The organism is Serratia proteamaculans (assembly GCF_004684015.1).
GTDB lineage: Bacteria > Pseudomonadota > Gammaproteobacteria > Enterobacterales > Enterobacteriaceae > Serratia > Serratia proteamaculans_F.
Genome location: NZ_SRIA01000010.1, coordinates 159946 through 178512, shown reverse-complemented (window position 1 = coordinate 178512; position 18567 = coordinate 159946). Strand labels below are relative to the sequence as shown.

The following is an 18567-nucleotide window of genomic DNA, read 5'->3' as shown; positions in this document are numbered from 1 at the left end:
CGGATGAAATCAGTCACTGATTCACTTGAGCACAGGGGTGGTGTCTTAGCCCCTGCGCTTTGTTGTATCTGATTCCCACGTTTGGGAACACCGGGAGAAAACACCATGCAGTTCGACTGGAGCGCCATCTGGCCCGCCATCCCCATCCTGTTAGAAGGCGCCAAAATGACCCTGTGGATTTCGGTCCTCGGTCTGATTGGTGGCCTGATCATTGGCCTGGTTGCCGGCTTTGCCCGTACCTACGGCGGTTGGATTGCCAACCACGTGGCTCTGGTATTCATTGAAGTTATCCGCGGTACGCCAATCGTGGTGCAGGTGATGTTTATCTACTTCGCCCTGCCGATGGCGTTCAGCGATTTACGCATCGATCCTTTCAGCGCGGCGGTGGTCACCATTATGATCAACTCCGGGGCCTATATTGCGGAAATTACCCGTGGTGCCGTGCTGTCGATTCATAGCGGTTTCCGCGAGGCCGGCCTGGCATTGGGCCTGTCGCGCCGCGAAACCATCCGCTATGTCATCATGCCGCTGGCGCTGCGCCGCATGCTGCCACCGCTGGGTAACCAGTGGATCATCAGCATTAAAGACACCTCGCTGTTTATCGTGATCGGCGTGGCGGAACTGACCCGTCAGGGTCAGGAGATTATTGCCGGTAACTTCCGCGCGCTGGAAATCTGGAGCGCCGTGGCAGTTATTTATCTGATTATTACCCTGGTGCTGAGCTTCGTGCTGCGTCGTCTGGAAAGAAGGATGAAAATCCTGTGATTGAATTTAAAAACGTCTCCAAGCACTTCGGGCAAACCCAGGTGCTGCACAACATCGACCTGAAAATTAACCAGGGTGAAGTGGTGGTGATTATCGGGCCTTCCGGCTCCGGCAAATCAACGCTGCTGCGCTGTATCAACAAGCTCGAAGAGATCACCAGCGGCGATCTGATCGTCGACGGCCTGAAAGCCAACGATCCCAAGGTTGACGATCGCTTGATCCGTCAGGAAGCCGGTATGGTGTTCCAACAGTTTTACCTGTTCCCACACCTGACCGCGCTGGAAAACGTCGCCTTTGGCCCGATACGCGTACGCGGACTGAAAAAGTCGGATGCGGAAAAGCTGGCTCGTGACCTGCTGGCCAAAGTGGGCCTGGCGGAGCGTGCGCACCACTATCCTTCCGAGCTTTCCGGCGGCCAGCAACAACGCGTGGCTATCGCCCGTGCGCTGGCGGTGAAGCCGAAAATGATGCTGTTCGATGAGCCTACCTCGGCGCTTGACCCGGAACTGCGCCATGAAGTGCTGAAGGTCATGCAGGATCTGGCGGAAGAAGGCATGACCATGGTGATCGTCACCCACGAAGTCGGCTTTGCCGAAAAAGTGGCGTCACGGCTGATCTTTATTGATAAGGGACGGATTGCGGAAGATGGCAACCCTCACGAGTTGATCAACAACCCGCCAAGCCCACGTTTGAAAGAGTTCCTGCAGCACGTTTCCTGATTTATCCTGTTCAACGGCGGGCGTACTCAGCGCCCGCCGTTTCTATTTAGCACGCGTTCCCACTCCCCGCCTCGTATCATTTCCTACTATATTGCTTGTTTTTATTAACATTTGTCTTTAATCCGCCGATTTACAGAGCCCCAAGAGAGGATAAATGCCCGCAACCGCATGCTCCCGATTCGGTTCTCATCTGCGAGAACGTTGGTTCCCCCTGCTACTGTTGTTGATAGCCTGCGCAGTTTCCCCGTTGGCGATGGCGCAACCCGCGCAGAATGCCGCTCCCGTTGATCAAGACCAACAGCAAAAAGCGTCTTACGCCGCGCTGGCGGATATCCTGCAAGACGACAAGGCCCGCGCTGCGCTGATCGACCACCTCAGACAGGCAGCAAATGGATCTGCCAAAAGCCCGCCGAAAACCGAAGCGTCAGAAACGCCCGAGTCGCTGAGCGACAATCTGAGCAGTCTGGCACAAGGGAGCATCAGCAACGTCAATCAAAGGCTGAACTCACTCCAAAAGCTGATCGACTCGGGGCCAAAACGCAGTTTTAATCCCGACAGTTTTTTCCGCGCCCTGGGCTATTTTCTGCTGACGGTCGCGGTGACTTTCGCCATCTTCCATCTGATCCGTCGGCTGATCCGCCCGCTGTACAAACGCATGGGCAACTGGGGACACAACGCCAAACTGCAGCAGGGGCCGTGGTATAAACTGCCGACGGCCATCCTCGGTGCTTTCGCAGTCGATCTGCTGGTATTGCTGCTGGCGCTGGCGGCAGGCAACCTGTTTGCGCGCCATGTGAATGCCGACAGCGCGACCATCCTGCGTTTGCAAACCCTGTTTCTTAGCGCCTTTGCGGTGATCGAATTCTTCAAGGCGGTACTGCGGCTGATTTTTGCGCCCAATTTCGATTATCTGCGCCCCTTCCCGTTTAGCGATGCCAGCGCCCACTACTGGAACCCGCGTCTCGCCTGGCTAAGCGGCCTGATTGGCTATGGCCTGATGGTGGTGGTACCGGTAGTGGCGACGCAAATCAGCTATCCGGCTGCGGCGGCAGCCAATCTGATTATCATGCTGGCTCTGACGCTGTATGCGGTGGCACTGATCCTGCGTAACCGCAAACCGATACAACGGCAAATAAACCTGTTGGCCGAACGATCCATGGCGTTTTTCAGCATTATTTTGCGCGGTCTGGGTCACGTCTGGCACCTGCTGGCGATCGCCTATTTCCTGGTGTTATTTGCACTGTCGCAGTTTGATATCGGCAACAGTCTGCGCTTTATGATGACCGCGACGGTGAAAAGCCTGGTGGTCGTTGGCCTCGGCGCCCTGCTTTCCGGCATGCTGACCCGCTGGATTTTCCGACGTATCTCACTGCCGGATGATGTCAACCGGCGCTACCCGATGCTGGAACGGCGCATTAACTCCTATATTCCCAATGGGCTGAAGATACTGCGAGTGATCGTAGTGTTGGCGGTGACGCTGCTGCTGCTTGACGCCTGGCATCTGATCAATTTGTACCAGTGGGCCGGCAGCGAAAACGGTGAAAAGATCATTGGCGGGCTGGTGCATATCCTGCTGATTGTGGTGATTGCGGTGTTCAGCTGGACGCTGATGGCCAGCATTATCGAACACCGTCTGGCATTGGAACTGAGCAACGGTATTCGCCCGAGCGCGCGTGAACGAACCTTATTGACGCTGTTTCGCAACGTTCTGGCGATAGTCATCAGCACCATTACCATCATGATTGTGCTGTCACAGGTGGGGATTAACATTGCGCCCCTGCTGGCCGGTGCCGGCGCATTGGGGCTGGCTATCAGCTTTGGGGCGCAAACGCTGGTGAAAGACGTAATTACCGGCGTCTTCATCCAGTTCGAAAACGGCATGAATACCGGCGAATATGTCACCGTCAGCGGCATTACCGGCACGGTGGAGCGCATGACCATCCGTTCAATCGGTCTGCGGGACGACTACGGCGTGTATCACATCGTTCCCTTTTCTTCGATCACTACGCTGGCCAACTATGCGCGTGAATTTGGTGTCTACCGTGCCAATTACAGTGTTAGCCGCGACGAAGACATCGATCGTGTCCATGAAGTGTTGCATCAGGCCGTTGATGCATTGAAACAAGACGAGCAGGTGAAACACTTTCTGGTCGGCGAACCGGTATTCAACGGCGTGGTCGCGCTGGGTGACCGTTCCTTCACCACTAGGGTCACCGTTCGCACTCAGGCGTTGAAACAGTGGGTGGTGCAGTACGCGCTCGATCGCCTGGTAAAAATGCATTTCGACCAGGCCGATATCACCATGCCACAACAGGCCATGCAGCTTTCTTATGCTCCAGGCTCAGAACCCCCGGCAGCAAAATGAGTTGAGAGGAAAAGACGCTAACCCTGGCGGTCAGGGTTAGCGTCCCCGGCCTCAGTGCAGCGCTTCTGGCTGTTTTACCGAGGCAAAAGTCTGCATCAGTTTCACCACGTCCTGCATACCCACATTCACCTGATTAATCACCTCGCCGGCATCGTGCGTCAGGGCAACGCCGCCACCCGCTTGTTCCACACAGACCGCCATTCCGGCGATGGCTGCCGCCACCCCCTGTTGAATCGCTTTGGTGATGCGTTCTATTTCCGTCGCCGCCTGGCGGGACTGTTCCGCCAGAGTGCGCACTTCGTTGGCGACCACGGCAAAACCGCGCCCGTGCTCACCCGCATGGGCGGCCTCAATAGAAGCATTGATTGCCAGCAAATTGGTTTGCGAGGCAATCTTGCGGATCGCCTCCACCATGGCGCCAATTTGCTGCGACCCCTTGCCCAGTTCGCTGACCACCGCAGAGGTATCCCGCGCTGCCGCTTCCACCTGTTGCATGCCCGCGACCGCCTGCTGCACGACCACCGCTCCCTGCGCCGCGGTTTTGTCGGTATCCAGAGAAAGATGATGCGCGTGACGTACCATCTCTTGCTCGTGCTGTTGCTGGATCATCAGTTGGGTAATGTCCTGAGCGATTTTGACCACTTTCACCAACCGCCCCTCCCCATCGAGGATCGGGTTATAACTGGCTTCCAGCCAGACCCGTTCCCCGCGCCGGTTCATACGTTCGAAACGCCCGGTAATAAACTCGCCGCGTGCCAAGCGCTGCCAGTGCTGATGGTAATCGTCAGAGGCGGCAAACTCGGGCGGGCAGAGCACCCCATGCGACTGTCCGCGCGCCTCCTCCAGCCGATAACCCATCAAATTCAACATATTGTCATTAGCGTCGAGGATCTTTCCCTCTGCATTGAAAGTGATCATCGCCATCGATCGATTTAACGCTGCCAATAAACTCTGATGTTCTTGCGCCTGGGTAATACGTTCGGTCACCACACTGGCTATTTTGACTATCTCCAGCACCCGTCCCTGCTTGTCCAAAACCGGGGTATAGGTGCCCTGCAACCATACGACTTCCCCGTCTTTGCGAATGCGCTTGATATTATCGGTAATCGATTTGCCCTGATTTAACCTATCCCAGTGTTTGCGGTAGGCCGCGCTCGCGGCATATTGCGGGTCGCAAAAAATAGCGTGCGGTTGACCGAGCACTTCATGGCGCTGGAAGCCCATGGTTTGCAGAAATAAATCATTGGCGCGCAGCACACTACCATCGGGTTTAAACACAATCATGGCAACGGCGCTTTCTATTGCGTTCAACTCCGCACGGCGGTGGGTTTTTAACTGACTGAATCGTGACAACATAGGGTAAGAGTCCTTCTGGCAGATGATTTAGCGAACCAACGCTTTTCATTTTATTTTTCTGCACGCCGCGCCCACACGCGATCGTACATCCCCAGAGCAACAGGCAGGCCTTATCCTCCGGGCTGGCAGCATTAACCGAATTAAATCTATCAATTTAGCAGGGTAACTATTACTTTTTGAATAAATAATTAAATCAGGATTTTTATTATTGAATAACCCATTGAGAATAACGCAACTTGCAGAAATTGAAAGGGAAAGACAAAACTTTAGCCTTAGCGGTCAAATAAACGGCATCGCAGATGCCGAGCCGAGTTCAACATGCCGGTTTAGCCTTTCATCAACGCCGCACACGGCACGCTGTGGCAGAGTTATCATTTGCACCCCAGATAGTATTCACCCGTCCTAAATACCTGATTAAAACAGTAAGGAAATAATGTCAGAGGCCTATGCCCATGCATAGGATTACTCCTATGCGCTAATCAGATTCAGAGAGCTATAAAGCAATGACTAATAATTATACTATTTATCTCAGCAACCGGGGAATGGGTTGTGAATTAAACTTTGCTTATATTGATAAGCAATTAAACAATTCGTAATAAGTCGGGATAGGTAAATTTCATGAACAAAACTCTAATTGCTTTAGCTCTTTTCTCAGGCGTAATTTCTGCTGCCAATGCGGCCGATGGCACAATTAACTTTGAAGGTTCGGTGCTGGAAACGGCTTGTACTGCAACCGCTTCTTCATCAACGGTTCAAATGGGCGCAATCAGCAAAGTCGCACTGGGTAATGTTGGGGCGACCAGCCTTGGCAAACCGGTAGTCGTAACGCTAAGTAGCTGCCCGGCAGCGGCAACAACGGCCACTATTACCTTCGCGGGTAATCCGGACGCCGACAATAACCAGTTATTCAAAATTGTTGGTGGCTCAGGCACTGCGGCAACCGGTATTGGCCTGGCACTTTATGATGCCGATGGTAAGACGTTAATTTCACCAAACGCCATATCAGCAGCAAAAACGTTGAGTGCAACGACTGACACTGTATATAACTTTACCGCCAAATATATGGCAACCCAAGCTGCGGTCACCGGTGGTGACGCCAATGCCAGCACCAGCTTTACCGTCAACTACAACTAATTAAATTTGGTTAATAGTGGCGATACATTATCGCCACTGTATTAACACGATCTGATTTTATCCATCATTTAATTCACAAGAGAATTACCATGAAACTATTTTGGAAATCACTGATTGCCGTTAGTTTACTGGCGACATTCACGGCGGCACAGGCCGGTATTATTGTGGGCGCCACCCGAGTCATTTACCAGGAAGGCAGCAAAGAAGAAACGCTGTCGGTAAAAAATCCGGAGAAAGACACGCCTTATATGATTCAATCCTGGGTTGAGAATGCCAACGCCGGCCAACAGGCAAAAACTTTTGTTATTACGCCACCAATTTTTAAACTGGATCCTGGCCAGGAAACAAACTTACGTATTGTTTATATGGGCAGCGCTATTCCTAAAGACAGAGAGTCTGTTTTTTGGCTGGATGTTAAATCCACACCGGGCACCTTAAAATCGGAAGAAAATCAGTTGCTGGTATCGATTAAATCTCGCCTTAAACTGTTTTACCGCCCGGCGGGAATGCAGGGTAATTCGGCGGAAGCCTATAAGCAGTTAAAATTCAGCCGCCAGGGCAACCAGCTGACGGTAAATAACCCAACGCCTTATTATGTTTCTTTTTACAGCATAAAAATTGGCGGTAATGAAATAAAAGATGCCGGCATGGTAGCACCTTTATCCAATACCTCATGGCCATTGAATGGCGCATCGACCCACCAGGTAACCTGGCAGGCGATAACCGACTTCGGTGATATTTCTGCAGCAGCAAAAAGCCAAATATAATCTTTACCGCTTTCATACTGTGAATGGATATCAACGCAGGCACTGTAAATAACCCATAAATATAAAGGATGAGGCCTCAAAGCTGTATAACGAGGAGTCAGTATGAAAAATAATAATCACTACCACTGGTTAATAAACATCGCGGCCACCGGCGTTGGGCTAATGGGATTGCCCGCCGTGGCCAGCGATTATTACTTCAGCCCTGCCGCATTAGAAATGCAGGATCCGGCACAGCAATCGGCTGACCTCGAACACTTATACAGTTCCGGTGGAGATATACCGGGAGAATACCGCGTCGATATGTATTTGAACGACAACTTTGTTGAAACGCGGTCGGTCAAATTTATCAAGTCGGATGACAATAAATTGGCACCTGAATTAACCGCTCAGCAATTAGCGGATATGGGCGTAAAAAACCAGGCATTCCCGGCGCTGCAACAACTGCCCGGCGAACAGCCGATCACGGACATTGGCAAGTATATCCCCGATGCCAGTACGCATTTTAATTTTGAGCAACAGCGCCTGGACATCAGCATTCCGCAAGCCGCACTGGACTCTCAGGCGCGGGGCTATGTCGATCCCGCTTTATGGGACCAGGGTTTGCCCGCGCTGTTATTCAACTACACCTTTAGTGGCGCCAATACCCAGCGGAAAAGCGCGTCGGCCCGTGAGGACAGCTATTATTTTAACCTGCAATCCGGGGCAAACCTGGGTGCCTGGCGTCTGCGCAATTACTCGACCTATACCCGCGATACTCAGGGCCAGACGAAATGGAACTCGGTGAATAGCTACCTGCAACGCGATATCCACGCATTAAAAAGCCAATTCATCGCCGGGCAAAGCACCACGCCGGGGATGGTTTTTGACAGCAACCAGTTTACCGGGGTGCAATTGACCTCCGACGACAGCATGCTGCCCGACAGCCTGAGGGGCTTTGCCCCGTCAGTACGGGGTATTGCTCAATCGAATGCTCAGGTCACTATTCGCCAAAATGGCTATGTGATTTATCAAACCTATGTGGCCCCAGGGGCATTTGAAATTAACGATCTCTACCCTACTTCCGCCAGTGGTGACTTGCAGGTCACCATTACCGAAGCTAACGGTAGCGAACACTCATTTGTACAGCCCTTCTCTGCGGTGCCGATTATGCTGCGCCAGGGGCAATTCAAATATTCGTTGGTCGCCGGGCGTTATCGCTCAGCCAATGCCAATAGCCAGACACCGGGCTTTGGCCAGACATCTTTAATTTATGGCTTGCCCTATAGCACCACTATTTACGGTGGTTTGCTCGGTGCAGAAAACTATTGGGCCGCAACGCTCGGTTTGGGTCATGGTTTCGGCGATATTGGTTCAATATCGGCCGATATTACCCAGGCAAAAAGCACATTGCCGAATAAAACCGAAAGTACCGGCCAGTCTTTCCGTATTCAGTATTCCAAGGATATCGCCCTCACCGGCACCACATTTACCCTGGCCAGTTACCGTTATTCGACCGCGGGGTTTTATACTTTTCAAGAGGTGAATGAAATTGGCACCCTGTCACCTGATGCCCCTGGCTATAGCAATGTGGGATATAACTACAATAAACGCAGTAAGTCTCAGCTAAGTCTGAATCAGTCATTTAAAGAATACGGCAGCATTTATATTTCTGCTTATCAGCAGGATTATTGGCGTATGAGTGGCTACCAACGCACCATTAACACCGGCTACAGCCAAAGTATTTACGGCGTGAGTTACAGCCTGAATTACAGCTATAGCCAAGTACCGGGTACCCAACAGGGCGACAAGCAGCTCTCATTCAACATCCAGGTTCCCTTAAGCCGGTTCCTGCCCAATAGCTGGGCGACCTACAGCCTGAACTCCGGCAGCAATGGCAGCGTCACGCAGCAGGCTGGCCTCAGTGGTACCGCACTGGAGGACAATAACCTCAGCTATACCCTGCAGCAAAGCCAGGCCAATCAGGGCCAGGGCAACAGCGGTAGCGCCAGTGCGCGTTATAAAGGCCGCTATGGCGAAGTCAACGGGGGTTACAACTACTCCAGCCATTCGCAGCAGGTCAACTACGGCATGCAAGGCGGGGTCGTCGTCCATCCGTATGGCGTCACCTTCTCACAACCCTTGGGCGACACCGTGGCCCTGGTTCGCGCCCCAGGCGCAGCCAACATAAAAGTGGAAAACAATACCGGGGTTTACACGGATTCGCGTGGCTATGCGGTGGTGCCTTATGTCAGTACCTACCGTAACAACCGCATTGGGCTGGATACCCGCTCGATGGGCGACAATGTCGATATCGAAACCACGGTACAAAACGTGGTGCCAACCCGCGGCGCCGTCAGCCTGGCCAACTTTAAAACGCGTTTAGGCAGTCGCGCGATTATTACGCTGAGTTACCAGGGCAAACCGGTGCCATTGGGAGCGACCGCCACTCTGGTGGAAGAAGAAGAAAACGACCAGCCAAACAGCGCAATGGTCGGCGACGGTGGCCAGTTGTATATCAGCGGCATCCCCGACCAGGGAAGGCTGCAAGTGCAATGGGGTAAAGCCGCCGATAAACAATGCAGCGTGGAATTCACTTTGCCTGCGGCTAAAGACAATGAGACGACGGCACTACGGGTTTTAGTTGCGGTTTGTCGTTAACACTTTATTTTAATTTAAAGGAACACTTATGCGTAATATTCACGCCGTATCGGGTTCATTAATGCTGCTGGGTATTTCATTATTGTGTATATCTAAAGCGCAAGCCGACTGTACGGTTACGCCATCTTCTTCAATCAAAGTGTCAAATATGGTGATTGCGCGCGATGCGCCGGTGGGTTCACAAATTGGGGCCGAGGTGGTGGCCGGCAACGTTCAATTTTCATCCTGCGATACCGGATTCACCACCCCCTCTTGGAGCTGGTATGTGAAAAGTCACGGCACCTATGTGACCACCATTGGTGACCGACGTATTTACAGCACCAGTATGCCCGGCATTGGTTATGCTATTGGCATGGAAGATACTAATAATTGCCTCACTGTAATCCGCTACGTTACTGAAACCAACGACCAAAACATGCTTTGCTATACAAACAAGGCAGGGATGTTTACAAACTTTACTATGAAGGGAAAAGCCAGACTCACCTTTTATAAAACCGCCGCGACCACGGGTTCAGGAGTAGTGAACAGCGCTACCGTAGGGGCATCCATTCTCAATGATAATGGCACCTGGCGACCAGCTTCTTTGCTCAACATGAACAGCTTTACGGTCACCACAACCCCTTGCTCGGTAACCAGCAAAGCCATCAAGGTGCCGATGGGCACGGTGCTGAAAACCGCGTTTACCGGCACAGGGTCTACTGCCGCAGAAAAAAGCTTTAACATTGAGTTGGACTGCGATGCCTCTACCCGGGTCAACTTGACGCTCGAAGACCCTACAGGCAAAGGCACCCTAACCAACGTATTGCCGATTACCCCGGCAAGCGGGGCAGCCACCGCGGGCGGTATCGGTATTCAGGTGTTGTATAACAATGCCCCGGTGACCTTCGGTACGGCGGTGAATCTCACGGCCGCCACAACCCAGGGTGCGGTGTCCATCCCGTTAAAAGCGCGTTATTACCAAACGGCGCAGACCGTGACCGGCGGCCAGGCAAACAGTATAGCCACCTTTACCCTGACCTATCAGTAAGGCTTTACCCGTAGGGCAAGAAGACGCCCATACGGGTAAACGCTGATTAGCGCCAGCGTTCTGCCGCCCAGGCGGCCTGCTGCTCGGCGTCATGGAAGGTCCAGGCAACAAAACGGCTGATCTTTTGCCCCTGCGCCATCTCGATGGTGCGCACTTCAGCCACTCCGGCCAACTTGGCCGCGTGATAAATCGATGGCAAAGTGGTGTGTTTGGAAATCAGCGAGGTGAACCACAGGCAGTTCTGCGCCTTGCTGACGCTTTCTTCGACCATTTTGCGCACAAAGGCTTCTTCGCCGCCTTCACACCACAGCTCGTTATTCTTGCCACCAAAGTTCTGCACCGGTTTGTCAGCCACCTCGCCCTTGCCCAGCTTGTGCAGTTTGCGGCGGGTGCTGGCCTGCGCTTCCTGCTCAGAGCCGTGGAATGGCGGGTTGCACAGCGTGGCGTCGAATTTCTCTGCCACCCCGATGATGCCGTTAAAGATAAACTCCGGCTGTTTTTGCAGGCGCAGACGCACGCTGTTTCTCAACGTCGGGTTCATCTCGACGATCATTTTGGCCGAATTGAGCGACACCGGGTCAATCTCCGAACCGGTAAACCGCCAGCCGTATTCGCGCAGGCCAACGATCGGATAAATGCAGTTGGCACCAATGCCCACGTCGAGGATCGCCACGCCTTTACCGCGTGGGATCTCACCGTCGTTGCTGCTCGCCAGCAGGTCGGCCAGATGGTGCAGATAATCGGCGCGCCCCGGGATTGGCGGGCACAGGTAATCAGCGGGAATATCCCAGTGCTCGATACCATAGAAATGTTGTAGCAACGCACGGTTGAGCATTTTAACCGCCGCCGGATCGGCAAAATCGACCGAGATATCGCCCCAGGCGTTCGGCTTGACGAACGGCTCCAGCGCCGGGCAGCTGGCGATCAGCGCCGGAAAGTCATAGCGCGAGCGATGACGGTTACGCGGGTGCAGTCCGCTTTTCTGCTGCGGGAAGCTTTTCTTTTTTTCCACCGTGACGGGCTCTCTTAAAGGTATTTCTGGCGCGTAAGATACCATAAAGCGACGGCAAACTTGCAGGTGGCGGGAAACACGTCAGAATAAAAGCTCCGTTTAGCCAATTCAGGTCATTTATGAGCAGTGAGCCGCGTTATTACTATGAACCCGCCGCCGGCCATGGTTTGCCGCACGATCCGCTGAACGCCATCGTCGGCCCGCGCCCGATAGGCTGGATCTCCTCGGTCAGCGTCACCGGCCAGCGCAACCTGGCACCCTACAGCTTTTTTAACTGCTTCAACTACCGCCCGCCGATCATCGGTTTCGCCAGCACCGGCTGGAAAGACAGCGTGGCGAACATCGTCGAAACCGGCGAATTTGTCTGGAATCTGGCGACGCGTCCACTGGCCAATGCGATGAATAACAGCTCCGCCAGCCTGGCACGCGGTGAAGATGAGTTTGCCTTTGCCGGCGTGACGCCGCTGCCCAGCCGCCGGGTGAAGGCCGAACGGGTGGCGGAAAGCCCGGTGAACTTTGAATGCCGCCTGTCGCAATGCATTCAATTGCAAAGCGCCGCGGGCGACAAGGTGGATACCTGGCTGGTATTGGGGGAAGTGGTGGCGGTGCATATCGACCCCGCACTGCTGGACGAACAGGGCATCTATCAGACTGCCGCCGCCGAACCTATCCTGCGTGCCGGTGGCCCGAGCGCCTACTATGGCATCTCGGAGCAGCACCGCTTCGACCTGACTCGCCCGGACGCGCAAAAACGCTGAGCGGCCACGGGTGCTGATAAAAAGCCCGCCGATGCAGACACTCGGCGGGCTTTTTCAGCGGTTTCAGGCCAGACGCGCGTTAATCGCCGCAGCGAAGTCACGGCACATCTTTTCATCACCCTCGGCGTTATCTGCCAGCACCTGCTCACCGTCCACCACGCGGATATGCGCCGCCAAGTCGAAGTCTGCCGCCGGTTGCGGCCGGGCAGCGGCGGCAGCGATGCTTTGCTGCGCATCCTGCCACGCCTGCGCCACCGTTTGATTACAGGCCTGCGCCAGATAATCCGGGTTAAAACCTTCGCCGGTCAGGCTGCGTAGCGTAGCGTCGTGACTGACACCGTTGCCCGGTAGCCAGTAATGCTGCGCCAGATCCGGGCCAATCGCCGGGTTATCGGTGAGATAACCGTCGCGCCGCAGGAAGAAATGACGCGTCTGTTCAACCGCCATCATTGCCAGCAGATAACCCTGATAGGAACAGGCCGACTCCAGCGACAACAAATGCGGAATAGCCAGCGTCGGGCGCGGGCTGCCGCTGATGCCCAGTATTTTGTGTTCAATCTCCCGCGCCAGCGCGGTAATCGCCTCGGGAGTGAGTTGTTGGTCATCCCACTGATACAGCGCCCACTCAAAGTAAGGCACCAGCAAAATATGGCGTTCGTTGAAGGCACGCATCGGCTGACGCGCCGCAATACCGGCCTCGATCAGCGCATCCGGCACCGGCTCACCGGCGGCGTTTGTCGCATAACGCTTCAGCCAGTCGGCGTCGTCCAGCAGGCTGTCACAGAACATCGACTGGGTTTCGGCATAGGCCATCGAGGTCGGCGGGAACTCCTGCGAAAAACAGGGTGCGTTCTGGCAGATGTTGGCAAAGTGCGCGGCGTGGCCCCCCTCATGGAACAGCGTATTAAGGCCATTAGCCCCGCTGCCCACCTGATCCGGCTGCGCCAGACTGGTGAAATTAATCCGCGCCGGCAGCCATTTCCCCTGCTGGATAAACGGCGGTACCGGGCCGTGCATAAAACCGTTTTCATACTTGCCCTGACGCACCAACAGATCAAGACTCATCTGCGCACCGCGAAAACCGATATGCAGCCGTTTGAAGCTGTTGATCCAACGTTCCAGCGACTGGGCAAACGGGAAGTAAGGATCCAGTTGGCGGGTCACATCACCGGCGCTGGCAAAACGGATGTTCCACGGCTCCAGCGCCTGCTCGCCCTTTTGCGCCGCCAATTGCTGCAAACTGCGCGAATTGGCTTCACGGGTCTGCTGTTCAAAGCGATCCAAAATGGCGAACAACTGCTCCGGTGTCATGCGCTCGGTTTTGTTGACCTTGTAGTCGAAATAGTTGCGAAAACCCATCTGACGTGCAAAGCGGTTACGCAGGCTAATCAGCTCCGGCAAACCGTTGTGCAACAGCCACTGCTCCAGCTCACGCAGCGCATTCTGTGAACTGCGGCGGTAATCTTCATTTTCATTGGTAGCCTGGTTGGTCAACAGCTCGCCGAGCGAGGCATTCACCCGCTGCCCTTTGGCATTCAGATGGCTGACCGGGTTGGCCTTGCGCCGGGTATACAGGCTCGCCTCGGCACTGATGATCTGATCCAGCAGCGCCTGGGCTTCGCTGTCTTCAATCGCGTTGCAATCAAAGAAACGCAGCCAGCCGTTCAGGCCGTGTTGCAGCGCATCACGCTGAGCGTCCTGCGGCAGCACTTCCAGCCCAGCCAGCAACTGACGAATTTCCGCCAGCCGACGCGGTTCGGCGATAAAGCGTTTATAGGCGCTTTCCGCCGCCGAAAAGCGTGCGGAAACATCGCCGCCGCCGGTGCCCATATAGTTGTGCCAGAACAATTCTTCTTTGGTGCGGTGGACTTCAAGGTAGTCCTGATTCAATTGATTGAAGTAATCGAGAGCCTGTTGCATAACCATCCTTTCAGCCGAATAGCGAAGTGTTCCAGTATAGCCAAGGGATTTACGCGCTGCGTAAACGTTCCAGCCCCTGTTCCAGGGTGTCAACCTCACCGGTGGCCAACAGGCAGCAGGCAATTTGCCGTTGGATCGCCAGCGGGATCGCCACCTCACCCGACAGGCAACGTTCGGTCCAGCGTGCAGTGGTTTCGGCATCTTTTGCCGCCGGCAGCTCGGGAATTTCATCCTGTGCCGGTCGTTCCAGCAATACCTGTTGTTCGCCGTTAACCATGTAATGGATCTGCGGGCAACGTTGCGGGTTGGCATAAGCTTCCCCTTCGGTACCGTGCATCAACAACCCGCGAGCGCCAATCTGGCGGAAGAATGACGCTACCCGGCCAACATATTCCGGGTGAGACACGCTGGCGATACGCAGCACATCCTGTTCGGCAAACGGCGTTGCCAGTTTGGCCAGCGTATGGGCACTGTTGCGCACCCCCATGCGCCAGCGCAGGCCAAGCTGACGCTCCAAGGGGGCAGATAACGTGGAAACCGGGATAAACGCGACTTCGCCCGCATCCAGGCGCTGCTGGGCATGAGCAGCATCTTGCGACCAGGGCAGCCCCAGCGCCTGGAAGATTTCCGCACTGGTGACGCGGGTGCTGTCATCGAGCACGCCATGCACCACCACCGGCAGCCCGACACGTTTGAGCAACAGCGCCAACAGCGGTGTCAGGTTTGCCTGTTTGCGCGCACCGTTATAGCTCGGTAACACCACCGGCATCGGTCGCCCAGACGGCGCCTGCAGGCGCATCACCTGCTGTTGCATCGCCTGATAAAAGCCGATCATTTCCTCTTCAGCCTCACCCTTAATACGCATGGCAATCAGGATGCCGCCCAGTTCCAATTCGCCAACTTCATCGGCCAGCATCTTTTGGTAGAGCTGAAAGGCGGTTTCCCGATCCAGATCGCGCGCATGGTTCTTGCCACGGCCGATCTCTTTAATAATTTTGGTGTAATCCATGCTCTGCTTTCCCCTGATTCAGTCTGGAGTCAGCATACCTTATCCACGCCGCCGCTCAACCTCATCTGCCAGTTGCTGCTGGTCAGCATCACCGGCACGCAGCGCGGCGATCACCCCCTCTGCGTCTTCGGCGTTGCGGTTCTGGCTCATCTTCCATTTGCCTTCGCGCTGCGTCACGGCGATCTCGATACCGACAATACCCCTGATCTGAGCAGCGATATAATTGGCCGGCGCATCGTCGATACGCCAAGGTTCGGGCTGGCGGCCTTCCTGCAACGCCGTCAACCCGTCCAACTGTTGGCGTAGCCAGCCCGCGTCCTCCGTGACCCGCGGCACCCCGCGCAGTTGCACCACGCTGTAATTCCAGGTCGGCACCACCTTGCCGGTCTGACGCTTGGTTTCATACCAGCCCGGCGAGATATAGCCCTCCGGCCCCTGAAACACCACCAGGCACTCTTGCACGGTCTGTAGCAAGGACCCATGCGGATTGGCGCGGGACAGGTGCGCCCGCAACACAATGTTGCCCTGCTCATCAGCGTCAATCAAAAACGGCAGCGGGTCCGCCACCAGTCCCCGTTCACCGTGGCTGATTAACATGCCCAGCGGGTGGGCACGGACCAGAGCAATTTGACTTTCCAGACGGTCATCGCGAAATGAGGCGGGTTGGTACATGGCGTTAGGCATCCTTTAGCATTATCAACGTGATGAAATAGCAATAACACTCGCCACAGCTTTACTAAAGATCCACTTTGCGCTGTTGTTGGATGATCCACCTCAGCAATACCAAAGCCACGAGCATCGCCAACAGGTTGTAAACCATTGCCCCGGCAAACGCCCGCCCATAACCTTCCGCGCCCGCACCGCCTGCCAACAAGGGAACAAAAAACGCACCGCTGGCGGCAATTCCCAACGCCCCACCCACTTGTTGCACGGTGGAAATCAGCCCGGCGGCCATGCCCGCCTGCTGTTCTTTTGCCAGCCCAAGCACCAGGTTAAGCAGCGGCGTCATACTCAGTGCCTGACCAAAGCCTAGGACCACCAACCCCGGTAACAGCCACAGCGGTTGAACCAGCGCCGCGCCCCACAGCACCTGCGCCACCAACAGTGCCATCCCGGTGGCGTAAATCGCCACGCCAAGCGCCAGCACGCCATTACCCCAGCGCTGCACCAGCGTCGGTGCCAGCAATGAGCCCAGCATAAAAGCCACGCTGGCAGGCGCAAACAGGCTACCCGCCTGAAACGGCGTCAGGCCAATGCCCGCCTGTAGCAGCAGGGCAAAACACAGGAAGAACGAAGTCGCAGTCGAGTAAATCGCCAGCACCACCGCCACGCCAGGAGCAAAACTCCCCTGCCGCAACAACGCCGGATCGAGCACCGCATCTCCGGCACGCAAAGCCAGTCGCCGTTCCCACCGAATAAAACCCCACAGTACCGCGATGCCCAGTGCTAGCGCCGGTAGCACCCACCAGGGCCAGCCACGCGAAGGCCCTTCCAGTAGCGGAACCAGCAGCAACAACAGCCCGGTTGCCGCCAGCAGTAAACCAACGCCATCCAGCCGCTGCGCCTGTTCGAGGCGTGATTCGGGGATACGCCGCGCCGCCAGCACGGCCAGCACCCCCACCGGCAGATTGATCAGGAAAATCATTCGCCAACCGCTGCCGAAGATATCGGCTTCGATAATAAAGCCACCGAAAATCTGACCAAAGATCGCCGCCAGCCCCAGCGTCATGCCCAGCCAGGCAAAGGCGCGCCGCCGCTGGTGAGGGCTGTACAACACGCGCAGCAACGCATAAATCTGCGGGAACAGCAGCGCCGCCGTCGCTCCCTGCAAAAAGCGCGCTACGATCAACATGCTTAACGAGGTCGCCATGCCACACAGCGCCGAGGTCAGCGTAAACCCCAGCATGCCAAGGCTGAACATACGCCGCCGACCAAAGCGATCGCCCAACCGCCCACCGGCAATCAGTAACACGCCGAATGCCAGCTCATAGCCGGCAATAATCAGCCCGATGCCGGCAAAGTCGGCGGTGAACTGCTGCTGGATCATCGGCGCTGCCACGTTCACCACAAACAGGTCGAATACCGTCACAAAGCCGCCCAGCAATAACACCGGCAAACCGGGAAGACGACGATCGTCACTAGCTAATGACTGTTCCATAAATGCCTCCAAAGATTGGGATGGCGGCAGTATGGAACATGTCCTAAACTGTTACTATATAGCCAGTTATACTATTACTAACAGCAACAGGACAGCCACTATGCCGCCGCGCACCCTCAACCGAACCCGCCAGGATCTGGCGGATTTTCTACGTCAAAAACGTGAGAAGTTATCACCGCAGGCGGTAGGTTTGCCGAGCGGCACCCGGCGCAGAACGCCGGGGCTGCGGCGCGAGGAAGTGGCCGCCCTGGCAGGCGTCGGCCTCACCTGGTACACCTGGCTGGAACAGGGGCGGGAGATCAACGCCTCAGTGGATTTTCTGGAGAATCTGGCACGGGTGCTGAAGCTGGATGCGACCGGGCGCTACCATCTTTTTCTGCTGGCGCATCAGCGCCCGCCGGTGCCGGTCGGCCATCAGTGGTGTCAGGTTTCGCCACTGGTGCGTCGCCTGCTGGACGATCTGCAACTGCGCCCAGCTTACGTCATGAACCTGAGCTGGGACATCATCGCCTGGAACCCGGCGGCGGACCGGCTGTTCACCATCGGCGATCGCCCGGCGGAGCAGCGTAATATGCTGTGGATGCTGTTTGCCGACCCACAGCTCAATCAGCGATTGGTGGAGTGGCAAGCGCAAGCGCCCCAGGTTCTGGCCAGCTTTCGCCGCGACTACGCCCACGCACCGCAAGACGCCACCATGCAGCAACGGGTGCAGGCACTGGAACAGGTATCACCGCAGTTCCGCCAACTGTGGCAGCAGCATGATATTCACGGTCGTTGCCAGGGGCAGCGTACTTTCGAAGTGCCAGAGGTCGGCCAGGTGACGTTTGAACATGCGTCGTTCATTGTCGATGAGGAAAATCATTTACGCCTGGTGATGTACAGCGCGCTGGCGCAATGCCCGGCCAGCGCGGCGTTTGAGGCGTTGTTACAGGTGTAAGGC

General features: G+C 55.5%; 15 protein-coding genes. 9 read left to right on the top strand and 6 right to left on the bottom strand.

Translation table 11 applies throughout. The annotated features are described in order from the left end of the window. Positions 1–105: 105 nt before the first annotated feature. From glnP to ybiO, 3 genes are all read left to right on the top strand, one after another. On the top strand, positions 106–765 hold the full coding sequence (glnP, locus tag E5C26_RS07525; protein ID WP_012005911.1) for a glutamine ABC transporter permease GlnP: 660 nt from the start codon (positions 106–108) through the stop codon (positions 763–765). Next, a complete protein-coding gene (glnQ, locus tag E5C26_RS07520; RefSeq protein ID WP_012005910.1) occupies positions 762–1484 on the top strand; it encodes a glutamine ABC transporter ATP-binding protein GlnQ in 723 nt (240 codons plus the stop codon). The genes glnP and glnQ overlap by 4 nt, the downstream gene beginning before the upstream one ends. A gap of 154 nt (positions 1485–1638) precedes the next feature. After that, a complete protein-coding gene (ybiO, locus tag E5C26_RS07515) occupies positions 1639–3849 on the top strand; it encodes a mechanosensitive channel protein (protein WP_135315732.1) in 2211 nt (736 codons plus the stop codon). A 51-nt stretch (positions 3850–3900) separates the two neighbouring features. Here the strand turns inward: ybiO and E5C26_RS07510 are convergent, their stop codons facing one another. After that, the gene (locus tag E5C26_RS07510; protein WP_135315731.1) at positions 3901–5205 is read right to left on the bottom strand and encodes a methyl-accepting chemotaxis protein; all 1305 of its coding nucleotides are present in this window, start codon (positions 5203–5205) and stop codon (positions 3901–3903) included. Between the two features lie 618 nt (positions 5206–5823). On the opposite strand from E5C26_RS07510, the gene E5C26_RS07505 reads away from it, so the two are divergent. From E5C26_RS07505 to E5C26_RS07490, 4 genes are all read left to right on the top strand, one after another. Beyond that, positions 5824–6339: a fimbrial protein gene (locus tag E5C26_RS07505; protein WP_135315730.1), complete on the top strand. Its 516-nt coding sequence runs from the start codon at positions 5824–5826 to the stop codon at positions 6337–6339. Between the two features lie 89 nt (positions 6340–6428). After that, positions 6429–7106 carry a fimbrial biogenesis chaperone gene (locus tag E5C26_RS07500; RefSeq protein ID WP_135315729.1) on the top strand — a complete coding sequence of 226 codons (678 nt, stop codon included), beginning with the start codon at positions 6429–6431 and terminating at the stop codon, positions 7104–7106. 102 nt (positions 7107–7208) lie between these two features. After that, a complete protein-coding gene (locus E5C26_RS07495; RefSeq protein ID WP_240775921.1) occupies positions 7209–9743 on the top strand; it encodes a fimbria/pilus outer membrane usher protein in 2535 nt (844 codons plus the stop codon). Between the two features lie 28 nt (positions 9744–9771). Continuing rightward, complete coding sequence (locus tag E5C26_RS07490) at positions 9772–10770, top strand: fimbrial protein (RefSeq protein ID WP_135315728.1); 999 nt, start codon at positions 9772–9774, stop codon at positions 10768–10770. 46 nt (positions 10771–10816) lie between these two features. Here the strand turns inward: E5C26_RS07490 and rlmF are convergent, their stop codons facing one another. Then, positions 10817–11782: a 23S rRNA (adenine(1618)-N(6))-methyltransferase RlmF gene (rlmF, locus tag E5C26_RS07485; protein ID WP_167796628.1), complete on the bottom strand. Its 966-nt coding sequence runs from the start codon at positions 11780–11782 to the stop codon at positions 10817–10819. A gap of 119 nt (positions 11783–11901) precedes the next feature. Between rlmF and E5C26_RS07480 the strand changes: the two genes are divergently transcribed. Continuing rightward, entirely contained in the window at positions 11902–12540 is a 639-nt protein-coding gene (locus E5C26_RS07480) for a flavin reductase family protein (protein ID WP_135315726.1), read from the top strand. A gap of 63 nt (positions 12541–12603) precedes the next feature. Here E5C26_RS07480 and E5C26_RS07475 read toward each other — a convergent pair whose 3' ends face one another. The 4 genes from E5C26_RS07475 to E5C26_RS07460 form a co-directional block, all read right to left on the bottom strand. Then, the gene (locus E5C26_RS07475; RefSeq protein WP_135315725.1) at positions 12604–14460 is read right to left on the bottom strand and encodes a M3 family metallopeptidase; all 1857 of its coding nucleotides are present in this window, start codon (positions 14458–14460) and stop codon (positions 12604–12606) included. A gap of 49 nt (positions 14461–14509) precedes the next feature. Next, positions 14510–15469 (bottom strand): DNA-binding protein YbiB, encoded by a 960-nt coding sequence (gene ybiB / locus E5C26_RS07470; RefSeq protein ID WP_135315724.1) that lies wholly within the window; start codon positions 15467–15469, stop codon positions 14510–14512. Positions 15470–15508: 39 nt separating this feature from the next. Further along, the gene (locus E5C26_RS07465) at positions 15509–16141 is read right to left on the bottom strand and encodes an FMN-binding negative transcriptional regulator (RefSeq protein WP_135315723.1); all 633 of its coding nucleotides are present in this window, start codon (positions 16139–16141) and stop codon (positions 15509–15511) included. Positions 16142–16205: 64 nt separating this feature from the next. Continuing rightward, positions 16206–17627: an MFS transporter gene (locus E5C26_RS07460; protein WP_135315722.1), complete on the bottom strand. Its 1422-nt coding sequence runs from the start codon at positions 17625–17627 to the stop codon at positions 16206–16208. Positions 17628–17727: 100 nt separating this feature from the next. Here E5C26_RS07460 and E5C26_RS07455 point away from each other — a divergent pair, with 100 nt between their 5' ends. Continuing rightward, positions 17728–18564 carry a helix-turn-helix transcriptional regulator gene (locus E5C26_RS07455; protein WP_135315721.1) on the top strand — a complete coding sequence of 279 codons (837 nt, stop codon included), beginning with the start codon at positions 17728–17730 and terminating at the stop codon, positions 18562–18564. Positions 18565–18567: the final 3 nt, after the last annotated feature.

Bases quoted from the DNA above. Each gene is read 5' to 3' on its own strand.
- E5C26_RS07500 (WP_135315729.1), top strand. From the start codon at position 6,429: ATGAAACTATTTTGGAAATCACTGATTGCCGTTAGTTTACTGGCGACA.
- E5C26_RS07480 (WP_135315726.1), top strand. From the start codon at position 11,902: ATGAGCAGTGAGCCGCGTTATTACTATGAACCCGCCGCCGGCCATGGT.
- E5C26_RS07460 (WP_135315722.1), bottom strand. From the start codon at position 17,627: ATGGAACAGTCATTAGCTAGTGACGATCGTCGTCTTCCCGGTTTGCCG.
- E5C26_RS07510 (WP_135315731.1), bottom strand. From the start codon at position 5,205: ATGTTGTCACGATTCAGTCAGTTAAAAACCCACCGCCGTGCGGAGTTG.
- E5C26_RS07465 (WP_135315723.1), bottom strand. From the start codon at position 16,141: ATGTACCAACCCGCCTCATTTCGCGATGACCGTCTGGAAAGTCAAATT.
- E5C26_RS07495 (WP_240775921.1), top strand. From the start codon at position 7,209: ATGAAAAATAATAATCACTACCACTGGTTAATAAACATCGCGGCCACC.
- E5C26_RS07505 (WP_135315730.1), top strand. From the start codon at position 5,824: ATGAACAAAACTCTAATTGCTTTAGCTCTTTTCTCAGGCGTAATTTCT.
- glnP (WP_012005911.1), top strand. From the start codon at position 106: ATGCAGTTCGACTGGAGCGCCATCTGGCCCGCCATCCCCATCCTGTTA.
- ybiB (WP_135315724.1), bottom strand. From the start codon at position 15,469: ATGGATTACACCAAAATTATTAAAGAGATCGGCCGTGGCAAGAACCAT.
- E5C26_RS07490 (WP_135315728.1), top strand. From the start codon at position 9,772: ATGCGTAATATTCACGCCGTATCGGGTTCATTAATGCTGCTGGGTATT.
- ybiO (WP_135315732.1), top strand. From the start codon at position 1,639: ATGCCCGCAACCGCATGCTCCCGATTCGGTTCTCATCTGCGAGAACGT.
- E5C26_RS07475 (WP_135315725.1), bottom strand. From the start codon at position 14,460: ATGCAACAGGCTCTCGATTACTTCAATCAATTGAATCAGGACTACCTT.
- E5C26_RS07455 (WP_135315721.1), top strand. From the start codon at position 17,728: ATGCCGCCGCGCACCCTCAACCGAACCCGCCAGGATCTGGCGGATTTT.